Source organism: Nostoc sp. UHCC 0870, assembly GCF_022063185.1.
GTDB lineage: Bacteria > Cyanobacteriota > Cyanobacteriia > Cyanobacteriales > Nostocaceae > Trichormus.
Map to the genome: position 1 here is coordinate 2,921,594 of NZ_CP091913.1, position 26,082 is coordinate 2,947,675.

Annotated in this window: 25 protein-coding genes and 1 CRISPR repeat array; of the genes, 10 read left to right on the top strand and 15 right to left on the bottom strand. The window is 39.0% G+C overall.

Annotated elements, in window-relative coordinates; translation table 11 throughout:
* Positions 1-93 precede the first annotated feature (93 nt).
* The 3 genes from L6494_RS12665 (at position 94) to L6494_RS12675 (ending at position 4,264) form a co-directional block, all read left to right on the top strand.
* A complete protein-coding gene (locus L6494_RS12665) occupies positions 94-978 on the top strand; it encodes an Rpn family recombination-promoting nuclease/putative transposase (protein WP_237995391.1) in 885 nt (294 codons plus the stop codon).
* Between the two features lie 97 nt (positions 979-1,075).
* On the top strand, positions 1,076-3,427 hold the full coding sequence (locus tag L6494_RS12670; protein WP_237995393.1) for a CHASE2 domain-containing protein: 2,352 nt from the start codon (positions 1,076-1,078) through the stop codon (positions 3,425-3,427).
* A 27-nt stretch (positions 3,428-3,454) separates the two neighbouring features.
* Positions 3,455-4,264, top strand: coding sequence for a DUF928 domain-containing protein (locus L6494_RS12675; protein ID WP_237995395.1), 810 nt, complete (start codon positions 3,455-3,457; stop codon positions 4,262-4,264).
* A 172-nt stretch (positions 4,265-4,436) separates the two neighbouring features.
* Here the strand turns inward: L6494_RS12675 and L6494_RS12680 are convergent, their stop codons facing one another.
* The 4 genes from L6494_RS12680 to L6494_RS12695 form a co-directional block, all read right to left on the bottom strand.
* Positions 4,437-4,958 (bottom strand): hypothetical protein, encoded by a 522-nt coding sequence (locus L6494_RS12680; RefSeq protein WP_237995396.1) that lies wholly within the window; start codon positions 4,956-4,958, stop codon positions 4,437-4,439.
* A gap of 96 nt (positions 4,959-5,054) precedes the next feature.
* Entirely contained in the window at positions 5,055-5,495 is a 441-nt protein-coding gene (locus L6494_RS12685) for a hypothetical protein (protein ID WP_237995398.1), read from the bottom strand.
* A gap of 175 nt (positions 5,496-5,670) precedes the next feature.
* Positions 5,671-5,853 carry a CsbD family protein gene (locus tag L6494_RS12690; RefSeq protein WP_190701575.1) on the bottom strand — a complete coding sequence of 61 codons (183 nt, stop codon included), beginning with the start codon at positions 5,851-5,853 and terminating at the stop codon, positions 5,671-5,673.
* 581 nt (positions 5,854-6,434) lie between these two features.
* Complete coding sequence (locus L6494_RS12695) at positions 6,435-7,106, bottom strand: HAD family hydrolase (protein WP_237995400.1); 672 nt, start codon at positions 7,104-7,106, stop codon at positions 6,435-6,437.
* 293 nt (positions 7,107-7,399) lie between these two features.
* Here L6494_RS12695 and L6494_RS12700 point away from each other — a divergent pair, with 293 nt between their 5' ends.
* Positions 7,400-8,173: a glucosamine-6-phosphate deaminase gene (locus L6494_RS12700; RefSeq protein ID WP_237995402.1), complete on the top strand. Its 774-nt coding sequence runs from the start codon at positions 7,400-7,402 to the stop codon at positions 8,171-8,173.
* 261 nt (positions 8,174-8,434) lie between these two features.
* Here the strand turns inward: L6494_RS12700 and L6494_RS12710 are convergent, their stop codons facing one another.
* A complete protein-coding gene (locus L6494_RS12710; RefSeq protein WP_237995404.1) occupies positions 8,435-8,632 on the bottom strand; it encodes a hypothetical protein in 198 nt (65 codons plus the stop codon).
* A 269-nt stretch (positions 8,633-8,901) separates the two neighbouring features.
* Positions 8,902-9,466: a CRISPR direct-repeat array (repeat unit 36 nt; unit sequence GTTTCCATTAATTCCACTTCTCCGAAGAGAAGTGAC).
* A gap of 380 nt (positions 9,467-9,846) precedes the next feature.
* Entirely contained in the window at positions 9,847-10,170 is a 324-nt protein-coding gene (locus L6494_RS12715; protein WP_237995406.1) for a hypothetical protein, read from the bottom strand.
* Positions 10,171-10,963: 793 nt separating this feature from the next.
* On the opposite strand from L6494_RS12715, the gene thrB reads away from it, so the two are divergent.
* The 3 genes from thrB (at position 10,964) to L6494_RS12730 (ending at position 14,423) form a co-directional block, all read left to right on the top strand.
* Positions 10,964-11,908 (top strand): homoserine kinase, encoded by a 945-nt coding sequence (gene thrB / locus L6494_RS12720; RefSeq protein ID WP_237995408.1) that lies wholly within the window; start codon positions 10,964-10,966, stop codon positions 11,906-11,908.
* The gene (locus L6494_RS12725) at positions 11,895-12,434 is read left to right on the top strand and encodes a hypothetical protein (RefSeq protein ID WP_237995410.1); all 540 of its coding nucleotides are present in this window, start codon (positions 11,895-11,897) and stop codon (positions 12,432-12,434) included. The genes thrB and L6494_RS12725 overlap by 14 nt, the downstream gene beginning before the upstream one ends.
* Before the next feature lie 375 nt (positions 12,435-12,809).
* Positions 12,810-14,423 carry an NAD(P)H-quinone oxidoreductase subunit 4 gene (locus tag L6494_RS12730; protein WP_237995412.1) on the top strand — a complete coding sequence of 538 codons (1,614 nt, stop codon included), beginning with the start codon at positions 12,810-12,812 and terminating at the stop codon, positions 14,421-14,423.
* A 103-nt stretch (positions 14,424-14,526) separates the two neighbouring features.
* Here the strand turns inward: L6494_RS12730 and L6494_RS12735 are convergent, their stop codons facing one another.
* Entirely contained in the window at positions 14,527-14,943 is a 417-nt protein-coding gene (locus L6494_RS12735; protein WP_237995414.1) for a 2TM domain-containing protein, read from the bottom strand.
* A gap of 578 nt (positions 14,944-15,521) precedes the next feature.
* On the opposite strand from L6494_RS12735, the gene L6494_RS12740 reads away from it, so the two are divergent.
* Both L6494_RS12740 and L6494_RS12745 read left to right on the top strand, forming a co-directional pair.
* Complete coding sequence (locus L6494_RS12740; protein WP_237995416.1) at positions 15,522-15,938, top strand: XisH family protein; 417 nt, start codon at positions 15,522-15,524, stop codon at positions 15,936-15,938.
* The gene (locus L6494_RS12745; RefSeq protein WP_237995418.1) at positions 15,926-16,261 is read left to right on the top strand and encodes a XisI protein; all 336 of its coding nucleotides are present in this window, start codon (positions 15,926-15,928) and stop codon (positions 16,259-16,261) included. The genes L6494_RS12740 and L6494_RS12745 overlap by 13 nt, the downstream gene beginning before the upstream one ends.
* A 24-nt stretch (positions 16,262-16,285) precedes the next feature.
* On the opposite strand, the gene L6494_RS12750 is transcribed toward L6494_RS12745, so the two are convergent.
* The 4 genes from L6494_RS12750 to purS all read right to left on the bottom strand — a co-directional run bounded on the left by L6494_RS12750 (position 16,286) and on the right by purS (position 19,770).
* Positions 16,286-18,214 carry a type I restriction enzyme HsdR N-terminal domain-containing protein gene (locus L6494_RS12750; RefSeq protein WP_237995420.1) on the bottom strand — a complete coding sequence of 643 codons (1,929 nt, stop codon included), beginning with the start codon at positions 18,212-18,214 and terminating at the stop codon, positions 16,286-16,288.
* Positions 18,215-18,460: 246 nt separating this feature from the next.
* Positions 18,461-19,135, bottom strand: coding sequence for a phosphoribosylformylglycinamidine synthase subunit PurQ (gene purQ / locus L6494_RS12755; protein WP_237995422.1), 675 nt, complete (start codon positions 19,133-19,135; stop codon positions 18,461-18,463).
* Between the two features lie 93 nt (positions 19,136-19,228).
* Entirely contained in the window at positions 19,229-19,369 is a 141-nt protein-coding gene (locus L6494_RS12760; RefSeq protein ID WP_237995424.1) for a hypothetical protein, read from the bottom strand.
* Positions 19,370-19,491: 122 nt separating this feature from the next.
* Positions 19,492-19,770 (bottom strand): phosphoribosylformylglycinamidine synthase subunit PurS, encoded by a 279-nt coding sequence (gene purS, locus L6494_RS12765; protein ID WP_237995426.1) that lies wholly within the window; start codon positions 19,768-19,770, stop codon positions 19,492-19,494.
* Positions 19,771-19,904: 134 nt separating this feature from the next.
* On the opposite strand from purS, the gene L6494_RS12770 reads away from it, so the two are divergent.
* Positions 19,905-20,297 (top strand): Fur family transcriptional regulator, encoded by a 393-nt coding sequence (locus L6494_RS12770; protein WP_190697525.1) that lies wholly within the window; start codon positions 19,905-19,907, stop codon positions 20,295-20,297.
* 72 nt (positions 20,298-20,369) lie between these two features.
* On the opposite strand, the gene L6494_RS12775 is transcribed toward L6494_RS12770, so the two are convergent.
* From L6494_RS12775 to L6494_RS12790, 4 genes are all read right to left on the bottom strand, one after another.
* Entirely contained in the window at positions 20,370-21,275 is a 906-nt protein-coding gene (locus L6494_RS12775) for a hypothetical protein (RefSeq protein WP_237995428.1), read from the bottom strand.
* A 223-nt stretch (positions 21,276-21,498) separates the two neighbouring features.
* A complete protein-coding gene (locus tag L6494_RS12780) occupies positions 21,499-22,608 on the bottom strand; it encodes a hypothetical protein (protein WP_237995430.1) in 1,110 nt (369 codons plus the stop codon).
* 122 nt (positions 22,609-22,730) lie between these two features.
* Complete coding sequence (locus L6494_RS12785; RefSeq protein WP_237995433.1) at positions 22,731-23,651, bottom strand: SPFH domain-containing protein; 921 nt, start codon at positions 23,649-23,651, stop codon at positions 22,731-22,733.
* Positions 23,652-23,656: 5 nt separating this feature from the next.
* A complete protein-coding gene (locus L6494_RS12790; RefSeq protein ID WP_237995437.1) occupies positions 23,657-25,873 on the bottom strand; it encodes a hypothetical protein in 2,217 nt (738 codons plus the stop codon).
* Between the last annotated feature and the right edge of the window lie 209 nt (positions 25,874-26,082).

A 26,082-nucleotide genomic window follows, 5' to 3' on the forward strand; every position in this document is an offset into this window, starting at 1 on the left:
TGACAGTAAAGAGGAAAAAAGAGTTTTTCTTTAATTCGTGGCGAGTAGTAACGCCGCCAGTGCGGTTGCTCTTAAGTAAAATCTGAATTATTTATGCGGCGAGACTCAATTTTTTACAAACTATTCCAACAATCGCCTAGTTTATTATTTGAACTATTGACAAATCCTCCAGAAAATGCAGATAAATATAACTTTGACTCAGTAGCTGTCAAAGAACCCAAATTTGAAATTGATGGGGTATTTTTACCACCAGAAAATGCGAGTCCGGGGACGGTGTATTTTTGTGAAGTGCAATTCCAAAAAGACGAAAAGCTTTATGAAAGGGTATTTGCAGAATCTTCTCTCTATTTCTACCGCAACCGTGACAGATTTAGCGATTGGCAAGCAGTCATCATTTACCCATCACGCAGCCTCGAACAAAGTGATATTAATCCCCATCGCTCATTTTTAAATGGCGGACAATTACATCGAGTTTATTTAGATGAATTGGGGGATATTCGCGCCCTACCTGTTTGGGTAGCACTGATGGTATTAACTACGGTACAGGAAGAACAAGCACCAGAAGCAGCAAGGTATTTGTTAAGTAGAACTCGTCAGGAAATCTCATCACCTAAGAGTCGCGCCATAATAGAAATGATCATGACAATTATGGTGTACAAGTTTGAGCAATTAAGTAGAACGGAGGTAGAAACAATGCTGGGAATAACACTCAAGGAAACGCGTGTTTACCGAGAAATTAAGGAAGAAGGTCGTGAGGAAGGTCGTGAGGAAGGTCGTGAAGAAGGTCGTGAGGAAGGTCGTGAGGAAGCAACTGTTAATATAATTATCCGACTGCTAACGAAGCGATTTGGTGAACTTTCTCCAGAAATGCGATCGCTAATTTCTAGTTTACCTTTGTCTGTCCTCGAAGATTTGAGTGAAGCACTGTTAGATTTTACCAGTGTTGCTGATTTGCAATCTTGGTTAGAAGCACGTTGACAACTTATTTACTGCATATACCCTAACAACAGTCGTACATAGTAGTGTAACCTTTCGTACTAAAGTAAGTTACATTGCCATATTTGGGGTACTGACGTTGGGTAAGTTAGTAGTTTTAAAGTTAGGCACAGGAAGTTTTGAGGCGGGATTTCCTGTCACATTGCAAATTGGTGATGAAAATGTCCGACCAATTGTAGAAATTATTGGCGAACTACCACCAAACCCAGAAATTCCCCTTTTTTACCATCAATGGCAGTCTATTTATCGTCAACTTAAATTTTCTGGTCGTCCTATCGGTATTCCTAAGCAATTAAAACAAACCCTTTCCTTAGAAGATTGCCAAAAAGCGGCGGATAATTTGAGGTTTCACTTAAATACTTGGCTATCATCCCATAGTTTTCGTCCTATCCGTGAAAAATGGCTGGAAAAGCTTGTACCGGAGGACCATATCCGCGTACTACTACAAACAAATGACCTGAGATTGCAAAAACTACCTTGGCATTTGTGGGATTTATTAGAACGTTATCCCAAAGCCGAAATTGCTCTGAGTGCGCCTAGTTATGAACAAGTTAGCCGCAACTCACCGCCTAAATCACAGGTGAAGGTTTTAGCAATTTTGGGTAATAGTCAGGGAATTGATATCCAAACGGACAGTCAAATCTTGGCAGAATTACCTCACGCCAATACTATTTTCCTAGTTGAGCCATCAAGCAAAGACCTGACTGACCAGCTATGGAAACAAGACTGGCAGATTTTGTTTTTCGCCGGACATAGTGCTACTGATGGAAGCGGTGATGCGGGGAAAATTTATATTAATCAAACAGAAAGCTTGACGATTACTCAATTAAAGTATGGCTTGCGGAAAGCAGTAGAACGGGGTTTACATCTAGCAATTTTTAACTCCTGTGATGGTTTGGGTTTGGCGCGGGAGTTTGCAGATTTGCATATACCCCAAATCATCGTCATGCGCGAACCAGTTCCTGATAGGGTAGCGCAAGAATTTCTGAAGTATTTTTTAGAGGCTTTTGCTCGCGGTGAATCTTTATACATAGCTGTTAGAGAAGCACGGGAACGGTTGCAAGGACTAGAAACTCAATTTCCCTGTGCTACTTGGTTGCCTGTAATTTATCAAAATCCGGCAACGATGCCTTTATTATGGCGAGAATTACACGTCAACCAGAATAGTCAGCAAATAACATCTGTACCCAAAACCCCAACTAGGAGAGGTATCAAACTACGACAAGCTTTGTCTGCGGTCATGCTGACGAGCATAGTCATCACACCATTTTTAATGGGTGTACGATATTTTGGTTTCCTGCAATCATGGGAGTTAATGGCGTTTGACCATATGCTGCGTTTGCGTCCCCAGGAAAAACCAGATTCTCGCATACTGGTAATTGAAATTACAGAAGAAGATGTACAAGCCCAATCTTCTAATAGGCGGGGGTCTTTGTCTGATGAGGCTTTGGATAAGTTATCAGCCAAATTGGAAGCGTATAAACCACGAGTTATAGGTTTGGATATATACCGAGACTATGCTGTACAATCGGCTTATCCAAAGTTGGCGGAACGGATGAGAAATAGCGATCGCTTTGTGGCAGTATGTCAAGTTAGTAACCCCCAAAGTAGCAAACCAGGTATCAAACCCCCGCCAGAAGTTTCTCCTGACTCTCTCGGCTTTAGTGATATTGTTATCGATGCCGATAATGTGGTACGCCGTCATCTTTTGGCTTTAACTCCCCCTCCCTCATCTCCCTGTACTGCACCCTATGCTTTAAATGTGCAGTTGGCTCTACGTTATTTATATCCTGAAGGAATTCAGTTACAATTTACCCCTGATGGAGCATGGCAATTAGGTCAGCTGAAATTTCAACCCATCGAAACCCATACCGGAGGATACCAAGGTGTTGACGCTTTGGGACACCAGATTTTACTCAATTATCGCTCGTTTCCGAACTTAGAAGCCATTGCTCCCCGCATCACATTACAGCAAGCATTAACTGGTAAAATACCAGCCGATGCAGTTAAAGACAAAATAGTTTTAATTGGCACAACAGCCGAAAGTTTTCGGGATTATTCATTGACTCCCTATGCTTCCTCTCAAGGTAAGTCACAGGAAATCGCCGGAGTTTCTTTACAAGCACAGATGGTAAGTCAATTGTTGAGTGCGGCTTTAGATGGGCGGCCTTTGTTATGGACTTGGAATATATGGGGTGAAGTGATTTGGGTTTGGGGTTGGGCTGTTATTGGGGGCTTACTTGCTGCATATCTGCGACAACCCACTTATTTAAGCTGGGCAGTTGGGGGGTTATTCCTGAGTTTATACGGGTTTTGCCTGATAATATTAATACTATACAGTTGTTGGATTCCTTTTGTACCTGCGGCGATCGCTTTAGGAGCTAATACCGTCATTCTCATAACAGTAATTAAGCCTATCAAACAATCATAAAAATATATTTTTAATTGACCACAAATTATGAAAATCCTACAATTAACCATAGCCTTGGGGATAGTATTCACCAGCAATATATCCTATCCTTTAAAACTCCAAGCTTTACCAGTTAATCATCATCTTGCCTCAGTCAAATTTGTCCCCCCACCGCCACCACCAGACCGCAGTGCAGCCGGTTCTAGAAGTGGGGCTGCAAGCCGTGGATGCGACGCAGGGAGTCAAACAGTAACAGCCTTAGTCCCAATCTATCAACAGACTATTAACCAAGGTCAGCAAGCGGTTGTTCCCATAACTCAAGTTTGGGGTTTAACAAACGCTGAACATCCTAACTTCTTCTTTTTTGTTCCCTACAATGCTTCATCTATCGCCAACATAGAGTTTGTTTTGCAAGAAAAAACAGGCAATAAAAGTATAACTTTATATCGTACTTATCTGACACCACCAGAATCACCAGGAATCATCAGCGTTAATTTACCCCCAACCGAAGCCTCGTTGCAGGTGGGAAAAATGTATCACTGGTTTTTTAAGGTACGGGTTCAATGCGACAAAAAACAACCTAAAAAACTGGATTATGCAGATGGTTGGGTGCAGAGGGTTAACCAAAATTCAACATTAACAGAACAACTCAAACAAGCAGAAATCCCAGAAAAGGCAACGCTTTATGCTGTAAATGGTATTTGGTATGATGCTATCACGAGTTTAGCAGAATTACGCCTTAAAAATCCTCATAACGAGCCTTTATTGGCAAAGTGGACAACCTTGCTTAATTCAGTTGGCTTAGAGGAAATAGCTAATCAACCACTGATTAATTGTTGCAAACCCAGCACTCAGTAATGAGTAATGAGTAATGAGTGCTGAGTAATGAGTAATGAGTGGTGGGTGTTGGGTGTTGGGTGTTGGGTGCTGAGTATCGACAGTCTTTAAACTCGGCACTCACTACGCTGCTCAATGCACCGCTACCGCTAACGGAACCGGCTAAACGCCGCGCTACCGCTAACAGCACTCTTCATTTGCGGCTACCTAACCACTTGGCGGCGGCTATACCGATAATCCCTGCAACTACAGGATTGCTGAGGAACTTGATAATACCTGGCTGTTCGGCTAGGACTTCGCGGAAAATGTCGGGGTGATTGTGATAGGCGAAGGATGCAAGCCGACTGACATCATCAGCATTCATGCGGCTGGCGTGGTGTGTGGAAAGACCTAATTGCTGTTCTAGGTGGCGATCGTCTAAACCTCTTTGCTTGAAATGTTTGAAAAAGGCGCGTGCGACATCATCCCGTTCATTGGGTTTAATTTGTGCGATCGCTTTTTGCAATTCGGGTTCCATTTGACTGGGGGGAATCCGTTCTGGTTGCAAGGAACGATTGAATAAATTACGGCGTTGATCTGGTGTTGTCCGTTGAGCAAAATCATCGAAGGTTTCGTATTGAGTCCCAGAATCACTACTCACATCATCTAGAGATTCAATATTTCCTCCAGCCAAATCCTTCATGATTTGCCGTCTGTATTCTTCACTGCTGGTCACTTTTCTCATCTCCTTGGGAAAATGGGGACTAATCAATTCAAAATTCAAAATTAAATACTGTCACCTGTCGCCTGTCACCTGTCACCTATTCCCTTCTTAGGTATACTGAATCTGATTGGTTTGAGTATCGTATTTGGCAGTTACAATTAATTTTTTGTCAGGCCCATAAATCAGAACAGTTAAATTTTGATTGGGGAAATTCTTCCGAAAACCTTGTGCTAAAGATTTGGCTAAAGGTTTCACCTCATTCGGACGTACTTGAGGAGAAATCACAACACCTAGTTTGTTGTTATCCCGTACATAAGCATCTTGAACTAATCCCCTAGATGTTTGTACAACCCAGTTACCAAAACTTTGCCCTGTTGGGGTATTACCTCTCTCTAACTCTGAATAAGTTATGTCTCGACCAATTGCTGGAGGCGAGGTAATACGGTCACTTTGTGTTACTGTTCCACCACCACAAGCGGTAACTATCATTAACACCAAAATTAAAACAAAAGTCGTCATAATTTTGCGACTTTGTTTTAGCAGAATCATATTTTTTCCTCCCATTAAAATCTTTGCTAGACAATTTACTAATTTTTTTATTTATTAAAAATGAATTATATGCTCAGAACCAGTGTAGAAAGGTAGAGATATGATATACATATCCCTACTGTGAATGCTATATCTCCACCTGGAAAAGCCTTCAAATACCTAAAAACCACTACAGTTAATCAAGCTTTTTCTTCACGTTATCTTTGACATCTTCAACGCCATGACGCACTTGACTTTCAGCTTGCTTGGCTTTGCCTTCAGCTTGATCTTCAGGATCACCGGTCACATTTCCGAGTGCTTCTTGGGCTTTACCTTCAATATTTTTACCTGTAGCTTTTGCTCTTTCTTCTAGACTCATTTTGCGACTCCTAAATTTATGAAAGATTAGCTCAAAGCAATAAATTAACTTTGAATTTATTTGGTTATCACTCTACACAATCTAACTTTATAAATTTCTGATAACTTCCCCCACAGGGTACATTGTTGACCTATACACAAAGACATAAAGCCAACAAATACGGCTTTTCTATCTATTGTGTGATAAATATGAAACTTGATAAACTAGCTTTATCTATATGTTGCACCAGCTTTTTATTCTGACAATAAATTAATTTCTTGGTGGAGCAAAAAAAATTAGTTTGCTTTGATTGTCTTTACTATATAAAATACCTCAAGAATTAGGGGGAAAATATATAAAGCTGCCGCCAAAGGTAGTGATGACTTAATTGTAGATTTAATCCAGCAACTTACTTTAGAAAATACAATTTTACAAGAATATTTCAGTTATTTAGCCCATAATTTTCAATTTGAAAAAATTATGGAATTAACTAATGATTTAGTTAATCAGGAGCAGAGAGAAGTTGGATCAGAGACTGCTTCTGCTCCAAGCTTTGCAGGAAAAATCAACACAGAGAAGAGCAAAAATTAAGACATAATGGATTATTTTCTTGGGACTACCTCTATCGATGAGTTTAGTAATGTCCATAGCTGCAAGTCATTAAAATCTGGAATTGCCATAAAAGCACCAACTTCTCGCAAACCTTGAGGATCATGGGTTGAAGCAATACCAATAGTACGGATATCAGCCGCAATCGCTGCACGAATCCCAGAAGGGGAATCCTCTAAAGCATAGGTTTGTTCTGCTATAACACCCAATTGTTTTAAAGCAACCAGATAGGGTTCAGGATCAGGTTTCCCTGCTACACAATCCTCTGATATTACAACTTGATGGAAGATTTCTTTAATTTCCAAAACCTCCAGCATAAACTCTACATTTAATCTAGGTGCATTTGTTACCAAAGCTCGTTTTAGCTGATGTGTTTCTGTCCACGCTACTAACTCAGAAAATCCTGTTAATGGTTTAAGATGGGAAGCAAGTTGACGAAACATTTCCTCTTTTTCATCAGCAAACTTTTCACCCTCTGCTGGTGATAAATGTGGCAAAATATCTTTGACGATTTCTGGGTTTAATCGACCACTAATCCGAGATTTATAGAATGTTTCATCAATTTTAATACTGTATCTCAACAGCATTTCTTGCCAAGCTTGGTAGTGTATAGGGTCAGTGTTGACAATAGTGCCATCTAAATCAAAGAGAATTGCAGCTAGCATGATTTTTAGGACAATGTAAATAATTGTTAATTTAGTGACAATAGTCTAAGTAAGTCGGTGGGAATAAACCTAACTATGTTAAGTAATATAAAGTTATTATGACCGAGTTCGTAGTAAGGACTTCAGTCCTTATTTTAGGACTAAAGTCCTTACTACAAACCTTTAATTATTTACGCCGTGCTGTACTAGTGCTGTTAAGCATTAGCAAAAAACGAAATAACCACTCTTCTCTTCTCTGTCCCCTGTCCCCTGTCACCTGTCCCCTGTCCCCTGTCCCCTGTCCCCTTAAGCAAATGATAGCCGCTACAAAATCTTTTCATGTCGATCGCCTCTCAGTACAGATTTACAAATCTGAATCAGACATGGCTCAAGACGTTGCAGGTATCACCCACAAGTATTTACAATCTATTCTCCAGCATCAGCACACAGCTGCTGTTTTATTGGCAACAGGTAATTCTCAGCTCAAATTTTTAGAGGAGTTGATTGCTTTGGGTGGTGTAGATTGGTCACGAATTACTTTATTTCATCTAGATGAATATTTGGGAATTAGTGCTGACCATCCTGCTAGTTTTCGGCACTATATGCGCGAACGTGTAGAAAAGCGAGTAAGTCCCCAAACGTTTCACTATATTGCAGGTGATACATTAGAACCATTAACAGAATGCGATCGCTACACCAAACTACTGCAAGCACAACCTATTGACCTTTGCTGTCTTGGGATTGGCGAAAACGGACACTTAGCTTTTAACGACCCATCTGTAGCCAATTTCCAAGATCCTTACAGCGTTAAACTAGTAAAACTAGATACCGCTAATCGTCAACAACAAGTAAATACAGGACAATTCCCGAATCTTGATAGCGTCCCCCAGTACGCTTTTACTGTAACATTGCCTTTGATTTGTTCAGCCAAAAAAATCCTTTGTCTAGCACCACAACAACGTAAAGCACAGATAATACAAAAAATGCTCCAAGGTTCAGTAACCACAGATTGTCCAGCATCTATCCTGCGTCAACAACCACAGGCTAATTTATTTTTAGATGCCAATTCTGCTAGTTTACTGTTTTAGTCATTAGTCATTAGTTTTCTTCCTTGTCCCTTTGTCCCTACTCCCCAATTGCTTAAAATTAGACAAACAAGCTTCCAGATAAACACAGTCTTCACACTGTAGTTCTTTTCCTGGATTGGGACAACCACAAGGGGGATTGACAAAACATTCAGATGGATTTTGAGGCGGTAAATATTTTTTATATATCAATTGTAAAGCTGCTTCTTGTAGACAAAAAATACAATCTCGTACAATCATTATCATTCTTAAAAAGTGGGAATATTATGCTACTGACCACCTAATCCATGCTGACACTTTATCTTCCACTACAAACACTCGCTTTTGCGAATTAGCAGTTTCAGCTACAACAACTTTTAATGTAACTGTGTATACATTATTAATGAGGTAGTTGCCGTAACCAACAACTTTACCTAAATGTCCAGTTTGTTGATTAAGCACATAGTCTCCAATAGATAACATAACAACACTTCAACATTCAGTAATATATCAACTACACTTTTTATTCTCCGCAAGTAGATAAATAAAAACTTCATACTTCTAGTGAATTCTATTTTCCACTTTAGAAATAACTTGTCAATGATCAATCTCTTCCCTAGGGTATACATCAAATACTACCGACATCCCCAGTTAACAATTCAAAATTCAAAAATAAATTTAATTTGTATATGACTGCATGATTAAAAATTATTACCACTCTCTGGAAGTAGATGAAGATTAATGTGTTTCCAGTTTCCATCAATTCCACTTCTCCGAAGAGAAGTGACACACAAACTTTGTTCAAGTAGAAGAAGAGTTCTCTGGAGTGCGAGTTTCCATTAATTCCACTTCTCCGAAGAGAAGTGACCAGATATTAAAGTACCTATTTGGGAAGAAAGTGAAGTACAAGTTTCCATTAATTCCACTTCTCCGAAGAGAAGTGACATAACGGCGTGGACGATGTTCGCAGTTTGAGAGAAAGTATTGTTTCCATTAATTCCACTTCTCCGAAGAGAAGTGACACGATTGGAGCGATCGCCATGAAGCTTGATGAGTTTCCATTAATTCCACTTCTCCGAAGAGAAGTGACTATTATCCTGCGTTGTATCCTGCGCCAGTCAGTAAAACAGTTTCCATTAATTCCACTTCTCCGAAGAGAAGTGACCATCCCAGGAGTCATTTACCGCCAGCCAAGAATGCTCGTAATGTTTCCATTAATTCCACTTCTCCGAAGAGAAGTGACTGACTCTAGGTTAGGGCTAGCTTCAATTAGCGGATTATGTTTCCATTAATTCCACTTCTCCGAAGAGAAGTGACCCTTCTTATTAAACCCCTTACGCAGCCTAATGTCCAGATGCCATTTGCGACGGGGTATACACATACAGCCAAATTAAACCATAATAGATAGGAATAAAACGCTGTAACCCTTACTAGAAAAGACATCGGCGGGGTCAACGAGAGAATAAGCATTTGTAGCTTTTGCCGACCCTGCCGCAGAGAAAGTAGGTTAAAAAGAATCTATGTACTGAGTTTGATATTACTAGTTAATCAAAATCAGGGAAATTACTTAGAACCCTAAACAAGCATTAAAGCAGTATGTATTTAAGTAATTGGCATAGGTAAAATAATAACTTATTACCCATGATCCATTACTATCACTGATTAAATAACTAGTAACATAAATTACACATAAATTCTTATCTATTGACTGCTAATTCTTGTTTCCTTTTCATGATTTCCAAATATTCATTGCGAGTTCCATCTATTCGGTAGTGGTCGCAGATTTGACAAAGTTTAAGCAGATCCAAACGGCTGAATACCTTTTGGCGTTCTATTCCATTATCATTTCTCCAACGCCAGAAAGTTGTGCGATCAATACGGCGATCGCTCTCAGGCCATCTTCGGCGTGATAGAAAATCTATTACTTCTTCTTCATAAAATGAGTAACCTTTTGGCAACTTGATTAGTTCATCTTTTAAACAGTTAAGCGGGATGAGTGGATCTAACGTAGATAGTCTCATGCCAGCAAGCCCTTATAGTCTTTGTAAATTAAATTAAACAGCCGGCTTCATGCAAAACGGTATCATCAAATTTAAATTACATCAAAACACTGTGCAATTTATAGCTAATGAAGTAATGAGGTAATCACGGAAAATTATATGTAAAGTATCCTTACCTCCATACCTGTCACTACACTTGAACAACAGTATCTTTGATATAATTATATCAAATAGAATAAATATATTTAGACATAATTTCAATCTATATGCAACAGAATTAGACTAATAATTTATTCATGTTTATCATTAAACCAAGTTGTAAAGTAGTCAAAAAAATTTGAATAAAGAATTTTTCATACCATAGATAGATTAGTTGGTTTTAAAAAGTACATTTAATAGAAATCTTGAATACAAATAGGAATTATGTATTTTTTTAATACACAATTTTACTAGAATTTTGTTGTATAAAAAATCAGTTCTAAGTATTTTTAATAAAATCAAAGTAAGCTTTATATGCTAATAAATATATATTTATTAGTGAAATTAATTGCATAGATAGGTGACAAAGAACAGGTAATCAGTAAAAAAAAGCTGATACATATTCCCTACTCCCTACCTGACTTTTCACGTTATGTGGAAAAGCTAACGCGAAACCTAACCCCCTTTGATTTATTCCCGTCGGCTTACAATATGTGATGCTTTTATACTAAGATTTGTAAATGATCATGTTTCCTAGCTGTGAATGTCAGCCAGCAAATTTCATGGGTGTGCATTTACATAGGATGCTGGTTGATTGGTTAGTGAGTATTTGTAAATGTCTATTGTTTCTTCAGTTACGGTTAATGTTCCTGGGACAACTGCTAATTTAGGGCCTGGTTTTGACTGCATCGGTGCAGCTTTGACGATATATAATCAGTTCAACTTCACCCGCCTGGAAGCAGGTAGCTTCATTATTAACGTCACAGGAGCGGAAGCGGAACGAGTACAAACTGATGAGAGTAATTTACTTTATCAGGCGTTTGTCAAGTTATATCAATATATAGATAAAACACCGCCACCTGTAAAAATTGAGATTGGTTTAGGTGTACCCCTAGCGAGAGGTTTGGGGAGTTCCGCCACAGCGATTGTTGGTGGTTTGGTTGCAGGAAATCAACTAGCGGGTGAGCCTTTATCTCAAACGCAGGTGATGGAATTAGCGATCGCAATGGAAGGACATCCTGATAATGTAGTTCCAGCTTTGTTGGGGGGATGTCGTCTAGCAGCTACTAGTCCAACAGGCTGGGAAATCTGTGATGTTCCTTGGGATAGTGATATCGTCCCAGTAGTAGCGATTCCTGATTTTGAATTATCAACCTCAGAAGCGCGGCGAGTTTTACCGACAGAATTTAGTCGTGCAGATGCGATTTTCAACACGGCTCATTTAGGGTTATTGTTACGCGGCTTGGAAACAGGTAAGGGACAATGGTTAAAGGCAGCCCTGCAAGATAAGTTACATCAGCCTTATCGCCAAGCTTTAATTCCTGGTTACGATGCTGTGAATGCGGCGGCTATGGCGGCTGGTGCTTACGGGATGGTGATTAGTGGTGCAGGTCCAACGCTGTTGGCTTTAGCAGATGTGTCTCACGCTCAAGCAGTAGAAGCAGCGATGTCTACAGCTTGGAAAGAAACAGGAATTAATGCTGTAGTGCGATCGCTTTCTCTCGATACCCAAGGCGCAATTGAAAATTCAAAATTTAAAATTCAAAATGAAACAACTTAACCCTGGCTGGCCTTTGGAGCAAATTCAGTCGGAGATTGCAGCACTCAAGTCGGAAATTCAAGTTCTTCAGCAAGAACGTGCTGACCTGACTATTAATCATGATGTCATAGCTAGTGAGCATGATTCCCCTCTGGCTATGGTGCAAGCTTATCGCCTGCAAGCCAGAGAAAATCCCCAATTATCGGCGGAACTCAAAGGCATAGATGATGCGATCGCAGCTTTAAAGTCACAGGTACAGCATAAACAAACTGAATTAGCCCAGTTACCTAGGAAAACACAACTAATTAGGCAACAACAACAGTTAGAAGAAGCCAAGGAACTGGCGCAAGTCCATGCTGAACGTATTAATGAACTCGCCGGGGAACTAGCAAAAGAAATTCGCAGCTTAAAAGCTTGTGCTGATCATCTGAGTCCTTTGTATTGGCAAGTGTACTACAAACCATTTATCACCGGATTTAAAACCATCTCTGTTCCTTATGTACGTTCAGACGGGGAAGTATGGATGATTGTCAATCGCATTATTTAGGAGTGGGAGCGTGGGGAGTAATGAGTGCTGAGTGCTGAGTAGTGAGTAGTGGGTAGTGAGTGGGCATTGTATTTTTCTCCCCCTGCTCCCCCTGCTTCCCCTGCTTTCTTTTCCCCAGTCCCATCAACTTTTGTAACGGCAGTTAAAGCTGCCGTTTTTTATTGACGTTGCAAAAGTTTACATTTAGGATAGACTTGCAGTCAAATTTTATAGGTATTTATTCTCTTTTATGCTGATCATCGTAGTTTTGTTAAGTATATATTCCTATGAAAAGCCTGATTTTTCTTTTTATAGGGATAAATAACATTTACAAAAGTACGAATTCCTTAATATAATGTAATCAAAAGCGGACAAAAAAAACGATTGTTAGAAGTGATGAATCCAGTTGAATTTCCCTGGCTAACAGCCATAATTGCCTTACCGTTGGTGGCATCCTTAGCCATCCCCATAATTCCAGATAAAGAAGGTAAAACAGTTCGTTGGTATGGTTTAGGAGTTGCGATCGCCGATTTTGCCTTAATGATTTACGCCTTTTGGCAACATTACGATTTTCAAAACTCAACTTACCAATTTGTCGAAAAATATGCTTGGATACCCCAAATAGGCTTGAATTGGTCTTTAGCCGTTGACGGCTTATCAATGCCTCTAATCTTGCTCACAGGATTAATTAACACACTAGCAATCTTCGCGGCTTGGAAAGTAACCAACAAGCCGCGATTATTTTATGGTTTGATGTTGGCGATGTACAGCGCACAGTTGGGTGTCTTTCTAGCCCAAGACTTGCTGTTATTCTTCCTCATGTGGGAAATCGAGCTAGTTCCCGTTTACTTGCTAATTGCCATCTGGGGCGGGCCAAAACGCCGTTATGCAGCTACCAAGTTTATCCTTTATACTGCTGCTGCCTCTATATTTATTCTCGTATCCGGTTTTGCACTAGCATTCTCTGGAGATACATTTACTTTCGATATCGCATCTTTGGGAATGAAAGAATATCCCAAAGCAGTTGAATTATTAGCTTATGCAGGATTCTTAATTGCCTTCGGTGTAAAACTACCAATTTTCCCTCTACATACCTGGCTACCTGATGCTCACGGTGAAGCGTCTGCACCTGGTTCGATGATTTTGGCTGGTGTGTTGTTGAAAATGGGTGGTTATTCTCTCATCCGCTTCAACATGGAGATGTTACCTGATGCCCATGTTTACTTTGCGCCAGTCTTAGCAATCTTGGGTGTCGTTAACATTGTCTACGGTGCTTGTTGTGCCTTTGCTCAAACCAACCTCAAACGTCGCCTAGCTTACTCTTCAATCGCCCATATGGGTTTTGTACTCATCGGTTTAGCTTCCTACACAGAAATTGGTGTCAGTGGAGCTATGCTACAGATGGTTTCCCACGGTTTAATTGCTGCTAGCTTATTCTTCTTAACTGGTGTGACTTACGAACGCACACACACCTTGTTGATGGACAAAATAGGCGGTATGGGTAAAGTAATGCCCAAAACCTTCGCACTCTACACCGCCGGCGCAATGGCTTCTCTCGCCTTACCTGGAATGAGTGGCTTTGTAGGTGAGTTGATGGTGTTCCTCGGTATCGCTAGCAGTGATGTTTACAGTTCCAGCTTCAAAGTTGTAGTTATCCTGCTGTCAGCAGTGGGTGTGATTCTGACACCGATTTACCTACTGTCCATGCTGCGTCAAGTGTTCTATGGTAAGCAAAGTGAAGAATTACATTTAGATGCTGTAGTTCCTGATGTAAATCCCCGTGAGTTGTTCATCACCGCTTGTTTGATTCTTCCCATCATCGGTATCGGTTTGTATCCCAAGTTGGTAACACAGACCTATGATGTGAAAACAGTAGAAGTTGCAGCCCATGCTCGTCAAGTATTACCAGTTGTGGGTGGACAACAGCCAACAAGTCTTTACTCACAGATTTTCACTGCACCAACACTAGCTTCGGCTGAAGTTGAAAGTTTAGTTAATCTTTCAAAGTAAATATACTTCCCAATCAGGGAACGAAAAGTAAATTCTAAATATGAGGGGAATATAGGGGTGGTTGCAAAACTACCCCTTAAATTTTTAGTTATTTTTTGGTAAATTATTTTGGCAATTTTTTAGACCATTCATAAAAATCATTTTCATATGATTCCCCACTAGTTTTATAAGCCTTCATACCAGAAAAGAACAAACCTAATCCCCAACCTAAAAGGGGGAAAATTGCCCAGAAATATGAAGGGCTTGTAAACAGATTCAACACAATCAAAAATCCATTGACACCAATAAAAGCAATTAGGTGTGATTTAAACTCATCACGTCGTTGAGCATGAAATCTCTGCCGCTTTTTCTCCCCTATTTCTTGGGTCAACCATTCTTGTTCAGCCGCTTGCAGCGATGCCGATGAAACTCCTAGTTCTGAGGCAATTTCTATAATCTGCTGCCGGGAAATTTCTCCCTGTTGCTGACGAGCAAAAGCTTTTTGGAGAATCTGTTGCATTTGTTCGGAATTGTAAGTCATATAAATACCCAAGAATGCGAAAAAATAGCTGGGAGAACTAATTGAGTTTTGAAACTTTAGCTACAAAATCATTAACAATATATTTATCCGTTGTTACGAACTCCTAAGACACATATTTTATCTCTGAAAAAATAAGCGATGCAGTAATCGAAAACACAAATTATGGATATATTGGCTTGTGTTTTATTGTTTGATATGTTCAATAAAATTTTGCTAATTCTGTATATTTAGCAACACAAAAAAATAGTAAATAGTCTAGCTTAGGGACTTCCAGATAAAAAAATATCCAATCTGTAGGGTGCGTCAGTGCGATAGAACCTAACTATACTCAGAAATTATTCATACTGACGCACCCTACCCAACTATCAATTGCGGATAATTTATTTTTTGGTGTTCCCTTAAGTGAAATTATAAAATTAAGAATACCCGGACTTTCCCAACAAATGAATATAGTGTTTGCGTAGCTTGTCGTTCACGATAACGTTGTCGAGTAAAAATAACTCCACCCCCAACCCTCACCACAGGCAAGGAGGGGGCTATAATATATCTCATGTGATTAGGAAACGCTATAGCAATCTATGGCAGCGAAAGACATATTCCATGATGCAGTAAAACGCGCTTTGGAGAAAGAGGGTTGGCTCATCACTAATGACCCGCTTTTCCTCCGTTTTGGTGGTTTGGATATGTACATTGACCTCGGTGCAGAGAAAGTTTTAGCAGCTGAACGAAATCAAGAAAAAATTGCGGTTGAAGTCAAAAGCTTTGTTGCTCCATCTACTGCAACTGAATTTAGTACCGCTCTAGGACAATTTCTCAAATATCAACTAGCACTTGAAGAAGAACAACCAGAGAGACTTCTGTATTTAGCCGTTCCCTTAGATACCTATCGTTCTTTTTTTACCTTAGAACTACCACGCTTGTTAATCCGACGTTACCAAGTCCGGCTGATTATTTTCGACCCAGAAGATGAGGTGATCGTGAAATGGCAAAAGTAGAACAGTACCGTCAAATTATTCAAGAACTGTTGCTAGCTTACAGCGAAATCAAAGCCAGTAACGAAGAAGTCGAAGCAGAAGTTATTTTTGATAGAGAACGCGATCGCTACCAACTTGTCCACGCGGGGTGGTCAAATAAACGTCGTGTATATGGCTGTGTTTTGCATCTAGATGTTAAAAACGAAAAAATTTGGATTCAACATGATGGTACTGAAGGAGGTATTGCCAATGAACTGATTAGTCGAGGTATACCCCAAAAAGACATCGTATTAGCTTTTCATTCCCCCTTTAAGCGACAATTTACTGAGTTCGCTGTGGGTTAAGAGAGTCCAAGTAATTCTAATTTTTCACTGTCGCTCAGGATTTACATAGCGCATTTCAAACCGACTCTGTTCCCAGAGTGGTAACAAAGCCTCTTTTGTGGCATTTAATTGAGATTGAGAGAACCGAGTCTTGCCATGTTCTATAATCCAGATAAAAGTTCGAGTGATTAAATCGGCTTTAAAACTTTGCTCGTATTGATAATTATTTATTCTGCCTACTTGAGCATCTAAATAATACAAAGCCTCTTTAAAATTCCATTGAGAAAAATTGCTATTCATTCTGTCTTTGGTATTACCTGCTTCCATTAAAGTCAAGTTGCGGATAATATAGTCCATCCCTTCTATTGATGAGTCAGTATTCCGTACTAGATTTGTTAGTGTTTGATAATATTCTTTTAAAAGCACAGCCGGAATATTTTCAACGTAATTATTTAACCAAGCTTGTATATCTCGAAGATAAGGCACTAGTTCTAGAATATCGTTAATTTCTGTAATAGGAGTGCGATGGTTAGCATAATCTGCAATATTTTTATTTAATTCTGATGCTGATAAATTATTTTTTTGTGCATAATAATCAATAACTTTAGGAATGAAAATTTTCAATAACCATTGTTTAGTATATTTGGCTGTCCAAGTTCCTCGCGTGCCAATATCTTGATGCCATGAATTAATTTCACCATTTTCTAAAGACTGGAGATGAATATGATTAATTTCATAAACTATGTTAATAATGCCATTGGGTAATAAAGAAAAATAATTAACAGGTCGAGGTAAAATAAACGCATGATCGCGAATTCCTCTACTTACGCGAATGGAAATTTCTTCTTGCTGAAATAAGTGCCATTCTGATTTACCTTGCACATAGTTAAATTCATTAGCAAAATCGTGCATTAACCGCCATAGTTTGGCATCTACAGAAAAAAGATGCACACCCCGACTACCTAAAAATTCGACAAATTCAAAATCCCAGGTTTCTAAAATATTTTCACATTCAATAATTGATTTTTTATATGCTTGGCAAATTACGTCAATACATAAACATAAATCTGCTGTCTCTAAATCAGATAAAATAACTGTAGTTTGACCTAAACTAACTTCAAACGCATTATCATCTATTTGTTTGATAAATCTCCGGCATCCCCATTCAGGGCGAGTATTCAATCCGGTCATTAATTGAGCTAAAATATCTTGGTGATTGAGTTTAATCTTGCAACCTCTTAAAATCACCCCACTAAATTGGATGAGACAATCACCCTCTCTGAAAGCCTTGGGTAAGTTACATTCTATGACTACTTTAGGCTTGACTACAATTAAGCGATCGCCTTCTCGTACAATCGCAGGTATAAAATCAGTTTGAGCTACAATTTCTGGTAAATTATGTCGTCTTAAGGATTTTTCAATTAAATTATATTGGCTATATTTTAAAGTATTAATTTGATTTTTATCAATATTTTTAAGACAGTAAAAATTATAATTATTATAAAATTCTAATGCTGTATGATTAGGTTTTAATGAATAAATATTTTTATCAAGTATACATTCTTCTCTATGATAGAGTAAATATTTGAAAACCTTAATTTGATAGCCATTGGTGATTACAAAAAATAAAGGTCTTAAATAGATACTGTAGAATCTTGCTTGGGCAATAGCTTCTTGAAAATTATTTGCTTGGGGAGATAAATAAATAATAATAATTAATGACGTATCAGCATTTTGTTTGACTACATCATCAGTAGAAAAATAAATTTGCACGTTTTCTAGTTTGTTTGCTTGACTTTCCTTAGTTTCAGCATTCAAACTACATTTTCTAGAACAAGATTCCTCTGGGTAACAGAGATGATGAAACATTGGTAGAATAAACTTAGTGTCTACATCTTCTTGGTGTTGTAAAACACGATAATCAAAAGATTGTATCCATGTGATAAATTTATTTTCCGCATCCGAGGGTGACATTTGATAATCCAAGGGATAATGCTCTAATAAAATTAACTATACAGACTCAATTTATTTATGTCGCCTTTAGTTAACCTTCCTCAGCAAAAAAATAAAAATAATTGTAATTGATTCCTTTCACATTTTCTCTTGCCATGCCTCTGTTGTGTAATTCTTCACATACATTGATATTTTGATACATCATAAAAAGGCACAGTCAGACTGTGCCTCTATCTTGTTGAATTATCATCTGTGTGAAGGTCAAAATTACGCCAAGGCTACTACCTTTTCTAGCAAACCTTTAAACAATTTTAACCCATCATCACCCCCAATTACGGGATCAGATGCTCTTTCTGGGTGTGGCATCATACCGACAACATTACCCTGACGATTGCAAATCCCTGCAATGTTATTTAGTGAACCATTGGGGTTTTCGCCTGCATAACGTAAGACTACCTGCCCTTTATCTTCAATCTCAGATAAAGTCGCCTTATCCGCATAAAATCGTCCTTCTCCGTGGGCAATTGGTAAAGTGATAACTTCACCAGTGGTATAAGCCTGTGTCCAAGGACTATTTGTGCTTTCAATTTTTAAAGGGACGCGATCGCAGATAAAATGCAAATCTCGGTTTCTGGTAAGTATCCCCGGCAAAAGTCCGGCTTCAGTTAATACCTGAAAACCATTACAAATCCCCAAGACTAACTTACCCTTTTGGGCGTGGGCAATTACCTGCTGCATCACAGGCGAGAATCGGGCGATCGCACCACAGCGCAAATAATCACCGTAGCTAAACCCCCCAGGGACGATAATGGCATCCAAATCATCAATATTTGTATCTTGATGCCAAACCATGCGAGTGGGCTGTCCTAGCAAGTCTCTGGTGACATAAGCAACATCGCGATCGCAATTAGAACCTGGAAAAACTACAACACCAAATTTCATAATTAATCAAGAATCTATGGGAATTGGTAATTGGGCGTGGTGCATTGGGCATTGGGTATGGGGCATGATAGGGCATGGGGAATTGGGTATGAGTTACCAAGCCAAGCCCCGTTGGGGCGGGTGTAGGGGTGTAGGGGTGTAGGGGTGTAGGGGTGTAGGGGGAAGAAAGAGCAGCCAATCCAACCCTTGGGTTAAAAGCCCTGTTTGGGGAAACGGTGTTGGACTCTTTTTCAATCCCCCTCCAACACCTTCAACCCCTACACCCTTACACCCTTAAACCCTTAAACCCTTACACCCCTAATAAATCTCTCCCTTCTCTTCCCTGTCACCTGTCACCTATCCCCTGTCCCCTATCCCTAAAACACTCCCGTTTGAGTTTCGACCTCAATTAAATCAAAACGGTAATTTTCAATGACAGGATTTGCTAACATTTGGTCACAGATGCGCTCCATGTCCTGACGTGCTTTAGTTTCATCAGAGGATGTAATCGTCAATTCAATGTACTTACCAATCCGTACATTTTCTACGGTATTGTATCCCATCTGCTGGAGACCAGATTGTACAGCCACACCAGCCGGATCTAAGACTGAAGGACGAAGGGTGACAAAAATTTTGGCTAGATACTTGGTTTGCACAGGTTTTTGCTGAATGCTGCGATCGCTATACTATAACTTTCTGTTCCAACTAGGTAAAAATAAGATTATAAAGCCGTTACAGTTAATTTATTAATTGGGCAGTCTTAACAGCTTCTACTATTAAACAAATGTCTATGAGAGCCATACGCACCCGCAGCCAAGAGCGCATTTTAAACCTCCTGCAAACCATGAAACAAGGGATTTCTGCCCAAGATATTTATGTAGAACTACGAAATCGTAATCAGAGTATGGGTTTAGCCACGGTTTATCGCTCCTTGGAAGCCTTAAAACTCGAAGGTCTGGTGCAAGTACGGACTTTATCTAATGGTGAAGCTTTGTATAGTATGGCACTTCAAGATAAACACCACTTGACTTGCTTGCAATGTGGTGCTTCGATTCCCATTCATCAATGCCCTGTGCATGATTTAGAAGACCAGCTACAAGTCACTCATAAGTTTAAAATTTTCTACCACACTCTAGAATTTTTTGGTTTGTGTGGTAAATGTCAGATGAATCATAGTCAATAGTCATTGATTTTTCTTCCCTGTCACCGTTTGGCTGAAGCTCAGGGCGGAAGCCTGTCACCTATCACCTGTCACCTATTCAGAATCATTAATTAGCCATCTGTTGCCTTGAGTATCCCAAACTAATTGATAGCGAACTACCTCAGTCTCAGGCTTATTTTTTGTAGTTCTCATTAGGTATTGCATACTAACATCGATAATAGCAGATTGAGACTTGTGCGATTTGAGCCTAACTCCATATACTTCAACTTTTTCAACTTTACTTTCCCACCAGTCCAAAAAATTTCTGTAGTTGCCAACTTTATTTTTATATTCATCAGATAAACTATTCCAGGCGATTGTATATTGCTGTCTATTAATGACTGCAAAGTATTCGCTAATAAACATTCTAGGGGCAGAACTATTCAGTAATATACTCTCATTATTATCTATTGCCCAATTTTCTAAAGAGTACCAAGATATTACTCCACTGTCGATTAATTTTGTAGCTTCATTTTCATCTATTTGTGGTCGTAAGTACCATATCAATATAAGACTGCTTGGTATTAATAATAAAACTTGAGACGAGAACCATCGGATTTTAAAAGCATAAATTGCTATTTTGGTACTTTTTTGTAAAATTTTATCCAGCACTTCACAGGCTTGAGCAGCAAAACTCACCGTGGCGATAATTACATCATCAAAGATATAAATAAAAAATGGAATTTGGAAAGCACGCTGACGTATAAATTTTGTAATTAAGTATTCTGGTAATAGTAAGATACTACCAAAAATTTGTACCATCTGAAGAACGAATTTTGGCAGTTTAATAATCAACATAATTTGGGATAATTGTGCAATTAACCAAGGAAATGCTCGCAAAAAAAGCCACGATAAAATAGGGATTAAAAGCAACACAATAATCGCACTTCGCCACGGCATCGGGACTGGCATTAAGAATTGCCATAAGGGACGAATTAGGCTTTGTATTAATTCCGTCATGGTTTTTCAAAAAACACTTGAATTAGAGATAATAAAGAGTTTTTAATATATTGATGTTATTGATTTTTACTATTCATATGATATTGCTATCACATGACTAAATCAAATTCTAGATTAAACAATATACAAAATTTAGGGTGCGTCAGTGTGCGAAAACTTAGCTGCATCCAAAAAATATTCATACTGACGCACCCCAAAAACCTATAGCATTGCTAACTTGTGCTTAGTCTGGAAAAACTTCTTCCGCATCTGGTATATTTTCTGGTGTTTGTCTTTTGCTGTCGTTGCTAGATTTATCTTCGAGTGAAGCTTCTTCTAGTGCAGGAGTAGTTTGTTCTGTCAAACCCACTAACTCTTGAAGTGCGCGTTTACCTACTTCAGAAAGTTGCCATCCTTCTACAGCGTCAGTATCAATTAAGATTTTGAGCATTTTGATTTGATGTTCTCTTTCTAGTAGCTTTTGCTGATTGAGACTTTCTAAAATTAGGGGAACATCCTGTGGATTTTGTGCCAGTTGTAGGGCTAGCATCTGCCATTGACCGGCTTGTAACATCGTGGAATAAAACTCAGTTCTTTGTTTCATAATTTCGAGTTGGAATAACTCCTGTCTTCGCGCTTGTTCCTCTTCAAATATTTTTTGCTGTTTTGCTAAATTTTGTTTGAGCATTTGGATTTCCATCTCATCTAAGAGTCCGGCTTTGACTTCTTGACGCTCTTGCTTATTACGCTTAGTTTGCAGTTCTGCTTCCTGTTGCAGCCGGATTTTTTCTAACTCATGCTCTTCCGATAAACGTTTTTTGCGGCGAATGCGTTCACGAGCTTCTTCTTCTAACGATAAAGTGACATAAAGAGTTTTTAAATTGAAACCTTCATGATGAATTTTGGCTCTGAGATTATTACTAATTTCTTGTTCTGCTGCACCGCTTTCTTCTACCTCGTATCTACGACTGATGCGTCGCATCTCATCAATAATTAAATGCTGTAAGACTGAGGAAATATTGGTCACATTGCGACGGATAATCATTTCTGGCTCACGCACGGAACAGGTAAACTTCACCTCAGCTTGGAAATCAAACGCATCGGTAGCACAAGGTAATTTACATTCAAAGCCTATGGGGAAGTCGCTCAGGTCAACTTTATAAACTAGACTATATTTACCCCAGACTATCTCTCCTCTAGTTAGTCCTTTTTGACCTTCGGTAATGGTGATTGTAGGTTGTCCATTACCCACAAAAACTAATGCAGTGTTAGCATCTGGAACAGGAATTTTATTTAAAATATCCCAGCGTAATAGTTCTTCTTTACTAATAATGGGGTTATATGAAATAGTCATTATATTTATCTCCGAGATTCAAATATTTAAATGCTTAAATACTGGGTAATAGTTGACACATTTTTTCGGAAGCGTCAATATTGATTCACTTTATAAATTTTATAAATATTTATGCCCAACTCTTATTTATTATCATCTTTTATTACGTTATACCCTGCAACATCACCTATAAATAAAGCGTTACCTCCAACATAAATACCACCTTTTAGACGTTGTGCAACTGGCAGAGCAAAAAGCGTCCGTTTATCAGTATGTGGTATCGTTTTGTAAAATTTATCTCTTTCTTTGATCATTTCCATATGAAATAAATTTTGTTGCTGTACTTGTTCTTCCTCAAATTGCATTTTCTGCTTTTGTAAATTTTGTCTGAGCATTTGTATTTCCATTTCCTCTAAGAGACTTAACTTTATCTCTTGACACTCTTGCTGATTACGCTTAGTTTGCAGTTCTACTTCTTGTTGAAACCGTATTATTTCTAATTCATGCTCCTCCAATAAAATTTTTTTACGGCGAATAAGTTTACGGGCTTCTGCTTCTAAAGATAGCCTTATATAAAGATTTCTAAAATTAAATATATCTATATCATAAATTTTTATTTTGAAGTTATCACTTATTTCTTTTTCTGCTACACCGATTTCTTCTAGCTCGTATTTACGGCTAATGCGTCGCATTTCATCAATAATGAAAGGCTGCAAGACTGAGTAAATGTTTCTAACATTGCGACGGACAATTATCTCTGGCTCACGCACCGAACAGGTAAACGTAACCTCAGCTTGGAAGTCAAACGCATCGGTTACACAAGGTAATTTACATTCAAAGCATATGGTGAAGTCGCTCAAGTCAACTTTATAAACTAGACTATATTTCCCCCAGACTATCTCTCCTCTGGTTAGTCCTTTTTGACCTTCAGTAATGATCATTGTAGGTTCTCCATTACCTACAAAAACTAGTGCAGTATTAGCATCTGGAATAGGAATTTTATTTAACAGACCCCAGCGAGATAGTTCTTCTTTACTGAGAATAGGGTTGTATGAAGTAGTCATTACATTTATCTCCGAAATTCAATATTTAAATGCTGACTAATAGTTGAAATAATCTTGGATGCAGAACAGGTAGGATCTGCAATAGCCCATCTTTTCAGGTAACTTAATATACGTTTTCCGTCTTCGCTAGGCTCTCTATTTTTACTCCCGTCTATAGCTAAGTTATAGATAATACGTCCTAGCACTGAATAGAAGCGGCTATCATAATCTACGTAGTCGAGCCATTGATGAATCCGATCTAAAGCATGATTACGAGTTGCTTTCAGGCTTAATGCACGCTGTAACAAAGAAGTAATAATTTGTGTATAGACTTTTTTTTCTTCTGTATCCTTTGCTAACCAGAGTAGAATAAGTGACTTGCTATAGTTGGAGTTATTAGGTGCTTTTTTTATTTGCATCAATTCCAAAAAAACAACCAAACCCAATTGGTGTGTTTTGGAAGTATCTACCTCTTGTGTCCAATCTTGGAGTACTTGTAAAACAGCCGCATACTGACCTGCATTAAACAGATTGACGATGCTTTCAGCGACAGCAAAAAATATTGATGGGTTATTAGATTGAGCGATCGCCAATAAATCTCGTAGTGCATTACCAGGAAACAGAATACCAACACCACTATAGGCAGCGATCACAGTCCCAGCCAAACGGGGATTATTCCCCAGATTGCTCCAGCTTTTGAGTAACTTTAAGACCTGTGGTGCTAGTTTGTCATCATAGATGCACAGACTAAAGGTGAGTGCTGCTAGTTGTTGCTGGCGTGGATGTTCACTATTTGCCCATGATCGCAGGACTTCTTTGAGTACCATATCAAAGTTATGCTTACTCAATTCACTAACAGCCGCCGCAGCTCTAACACGCACTTCAAAATTATTATGTGATCCTAATTGATGCAACCACGTTAATAGGGGTTCGCGCCATTTGTACAAAACTTTCCAGACATAAGCTAAAATTGCAGGCTGAAACTGAGGAATATCAAACACTATCAAGTCAACTTCGCGACTACCATACTCAGTAGGATTTCCTAATCCCTTTTCTAAATGAGCGCAAACGTCTTTAACTTCATCCCAAAGTTTTTTGTTTAACTCTTCCTCACGATTCGACTGTTCATCTTCTTGGGTCGGTGGTTTGGCGATCGCTTGTAAATTCTGGCTAGCGTTGAGAACTGTATCATCGCTTGTACCACTCAATACAGCCAGAGTAATCATCAAAACTCGTTGTTTGAGGTTAGGATGGGTTTCAAACCAACTCAAGACTTGTTTATCAACTAGCAAGCTAAAGCGGGAAAGAGCCTGGTTGAGTTTTAGCTGGTCTTCGGCGACTTCTACCAGTAGTTTTGCTAACTTATCAACGTCATTAGGTAGCAATTTATTTTGTTGCAGCAGTTCGCGGACTTCTTCTGTCTGCATCAGGGTCTCACCAATAGCCAATTTTTCTTTTGGTAGATACCATTGCAGATGTTTTGTCAAGAGGTCTGTAATGGCTGGTAAATTCTCCCAATGCACGATATATCCATCCACATCTTCCAACGAGATGGGAATGCGACTGTCAAGAGTGATGACGAGATGACTATTTTGCTGACGAAACTTGTGACTGAGACTGTTGAGTAGCGATCGCCTCAGTTTAATCACGCCTTCAGGTGCAAAGTTATCAATTACATATCCTACTTGGTTGGCACACTCAAATAAACCCAGGTCTTCGATAATCGGATCAAGTTCCAAAATTTCCTCATTGTGTAAGCTAGACAGCAGACAAATGGCTGTACTCCATTTGCCTAGATGTAAGTCACCACGAACAATCAGGATATGTTTCTCATGTAAAATGTTTTGTGCTTGGATGTAGCCGTCGGTTTGGACGTAGACGCTAGATATTTTTTGAATTTCTACTGGCGCAACTTGTCCTGCTACTCCCTTTGCAGAACTACTATTTGCTGTCACAGTAGTATTAACTTTTATATCTCGTCCACTGACATCTCCCTCAAACTTAGCATTACCGACAACATGAACACCGCCAATATATACTGTGGCAACTCCTAGTCCACGCTGTAACAAGTCATCAAAATTTTGGGCTTCGTTACTCTTGTGCTTAAAATAGTCTCCCAATTCTTCAGCTAAATTCTTACCCGTCGATGCTTCCGGTTTGACATTTTGAGGTTCACTTTTTTCAGCATCAGCAGATGGAGACGTAGGCGATGGTTGGGGTTCGGCAACAGGATGATCGCTCACGGGATACCTTTAATTTTAAGAAACACAGGTGACAGGTGACAGTGAAGAGGAAAGAAGCCTGCCTACGCAGAATTTTTCTTAATCCGCGCAGGCGGGTTAAGTCTGTATAGCCAAGCCAATGCGTTCGGTTGCCAGACTTGTAGCCACTGGCGTGCGATTTCTCATCGTCTGGTGTGTCTAGCACACCCTAAATTTGCCCTACATTTCAA

What these genes read in the sequence shown, in the direction of transcription:
- L6494_RS12665 (WP_237995391.1), top strand. Translation starts at nt 94, where the DNA reads ATGCGGCGAGACTCAATTTTTTACAAACTATTCCAACAATCGCCTAGT.
- L6494_RS12675 (WP_237995395.1), top strand. Translation starts at nt 3,455, where the DNA reads ATGAAAATCCTACAATTAACCATAGCCTTGGGGATAGTATTCACCAGC.
- L6494_RS12685 (WP_237995398.1), bottom strand. Translation starts at nt 5,495, where the DNA reads ATGATTCTGCTAAAACAAAGTCGCAAAATTATGACGACTTTTGTTTTA.
- L6494_RS12690 (WP_190701575.1), bottom strand. Translation starts at nt 5,853, where the DNA reads ATGAGTCTAGAAGAAAGAGCAAAAGCTACAGGTAAAAATATTGAAGGT.
- L6494_RS12695 (WP_237995400.1), bottom strand. Translation starts at nt 7,106, where the DNA reads ATGCTAGCTGCAATTCTCTTTGATTTAGATGGCACTATTGTCAACACT.
- L6494_RS12700 (WP_237995402.1), top strand. Translation starts at nt 7,400, where the DNA reads ATGATAGCCGCTACAAAATCTTTTCATGTCGATCGCCTCTCAGTACAG.
- L6494_RS12710 (WP_237995404.1), bottom strand. Translation starts at nt 8,632, where the DNA reads ATGTTATCTATTGGAGACTATGTGCTTAATCAACAAACTGGACATTTA.
- L6494_RS12715 (WP_237995406.1), bottom strand. Translation starts at nt 10,170, where the DNA reads ATGAGACTATCTACGTTAGATCCACTCATCCCGCTTAACTGTTTAAAA.
- thrB (WP_237995408.1), top strand. Translation starts at nt 10,964, where the DNA reads ATGTCTATTGTTTCTTCAGTTACGGTTAATGTTCCTGGGACAACTGCT.
- L6494_RS12725 (WP_237995410.1), top strand. Translation starts at nt 11,895, where the DNA reads ATGAAACAACTTAACCCTGGCTGGCCTTTGGAGCAAATTCAGTCGGAG.
- L6494_RS12730 (WP_237995412.1), top strand. Translation starts at nt 12,810, where the DNA reads ATGAATCCAGTTGAATTTCCCTGGCTAACAGCCATAATTGCCTTACCG.
- L6494_RS12735 (WP_237995414.1), bottom strand. Translation starts at nt 14,943, where the DNA reads ATGACTTACAATTCCGAACAAATGCAACAGATTCTCCAAAAAGCTTTT.
- L6494_RS12740 (WP_237995416.1), top strand. Translation starts at nt 15,522, where the DNA reads ATGGCAGCGAAAGACATATTCCATGATGCAGTAAAACGCGCTTTGGAG.
- L6494_RS12745 (WP_237995418.1), top strand. Translation starts at nt 15,926, where the DNA reads ATGGCAAAAGTAGAACAGTACCGTCAAATTATTCAAGAACTGTTGCTA.
- L6494_RS12750 (WP_237995420.1), bottom strand. Translation starts at nt 18,214, where the DNA reads ATGTCACCCTCGGATGCGGAAAATAAATTTATCACATGGATACAATCT.
- purQ (WP_237995422.1), bottom strand. Translation starts at nt 19,135, where the DNA reads ATGAAATTTGGTGTTGTAGTTTTTCCAGGTTCTAATTGCGATCGCGAT.
- L6494_RS12770 (WP_190697525.1), top strand. Translation starts at nt 19,905, where the DNA reads ATGAGAGCCATACGCACCCGCAGCCAAGAGCGCATTTTAAACCTCCTG.
- L6494_RS12775 (WP_237995428.1), bottom strand. Translation starts at nt 21,275, where the DNA reads ATGACGGAATTAATACAAAGCCTAATTCGTCCCTTATGGCAATTCTTA.
- L6494_RS12780 (WP_237995430.1), bottom strand. Translation starts at nt 22,608, where the DNA reads ATGACTATTTCATATAACCCCATTATTAGTAAAGAAGAACTATTACGC.
- L6494_RS12785 (WP_237995433.1), bottom strand. Translation starts at nt 23,651, where the DNA reads ATGACTACTTCATACAACCCTATTCTCAGTAAAGAAGAACTATCTCGC.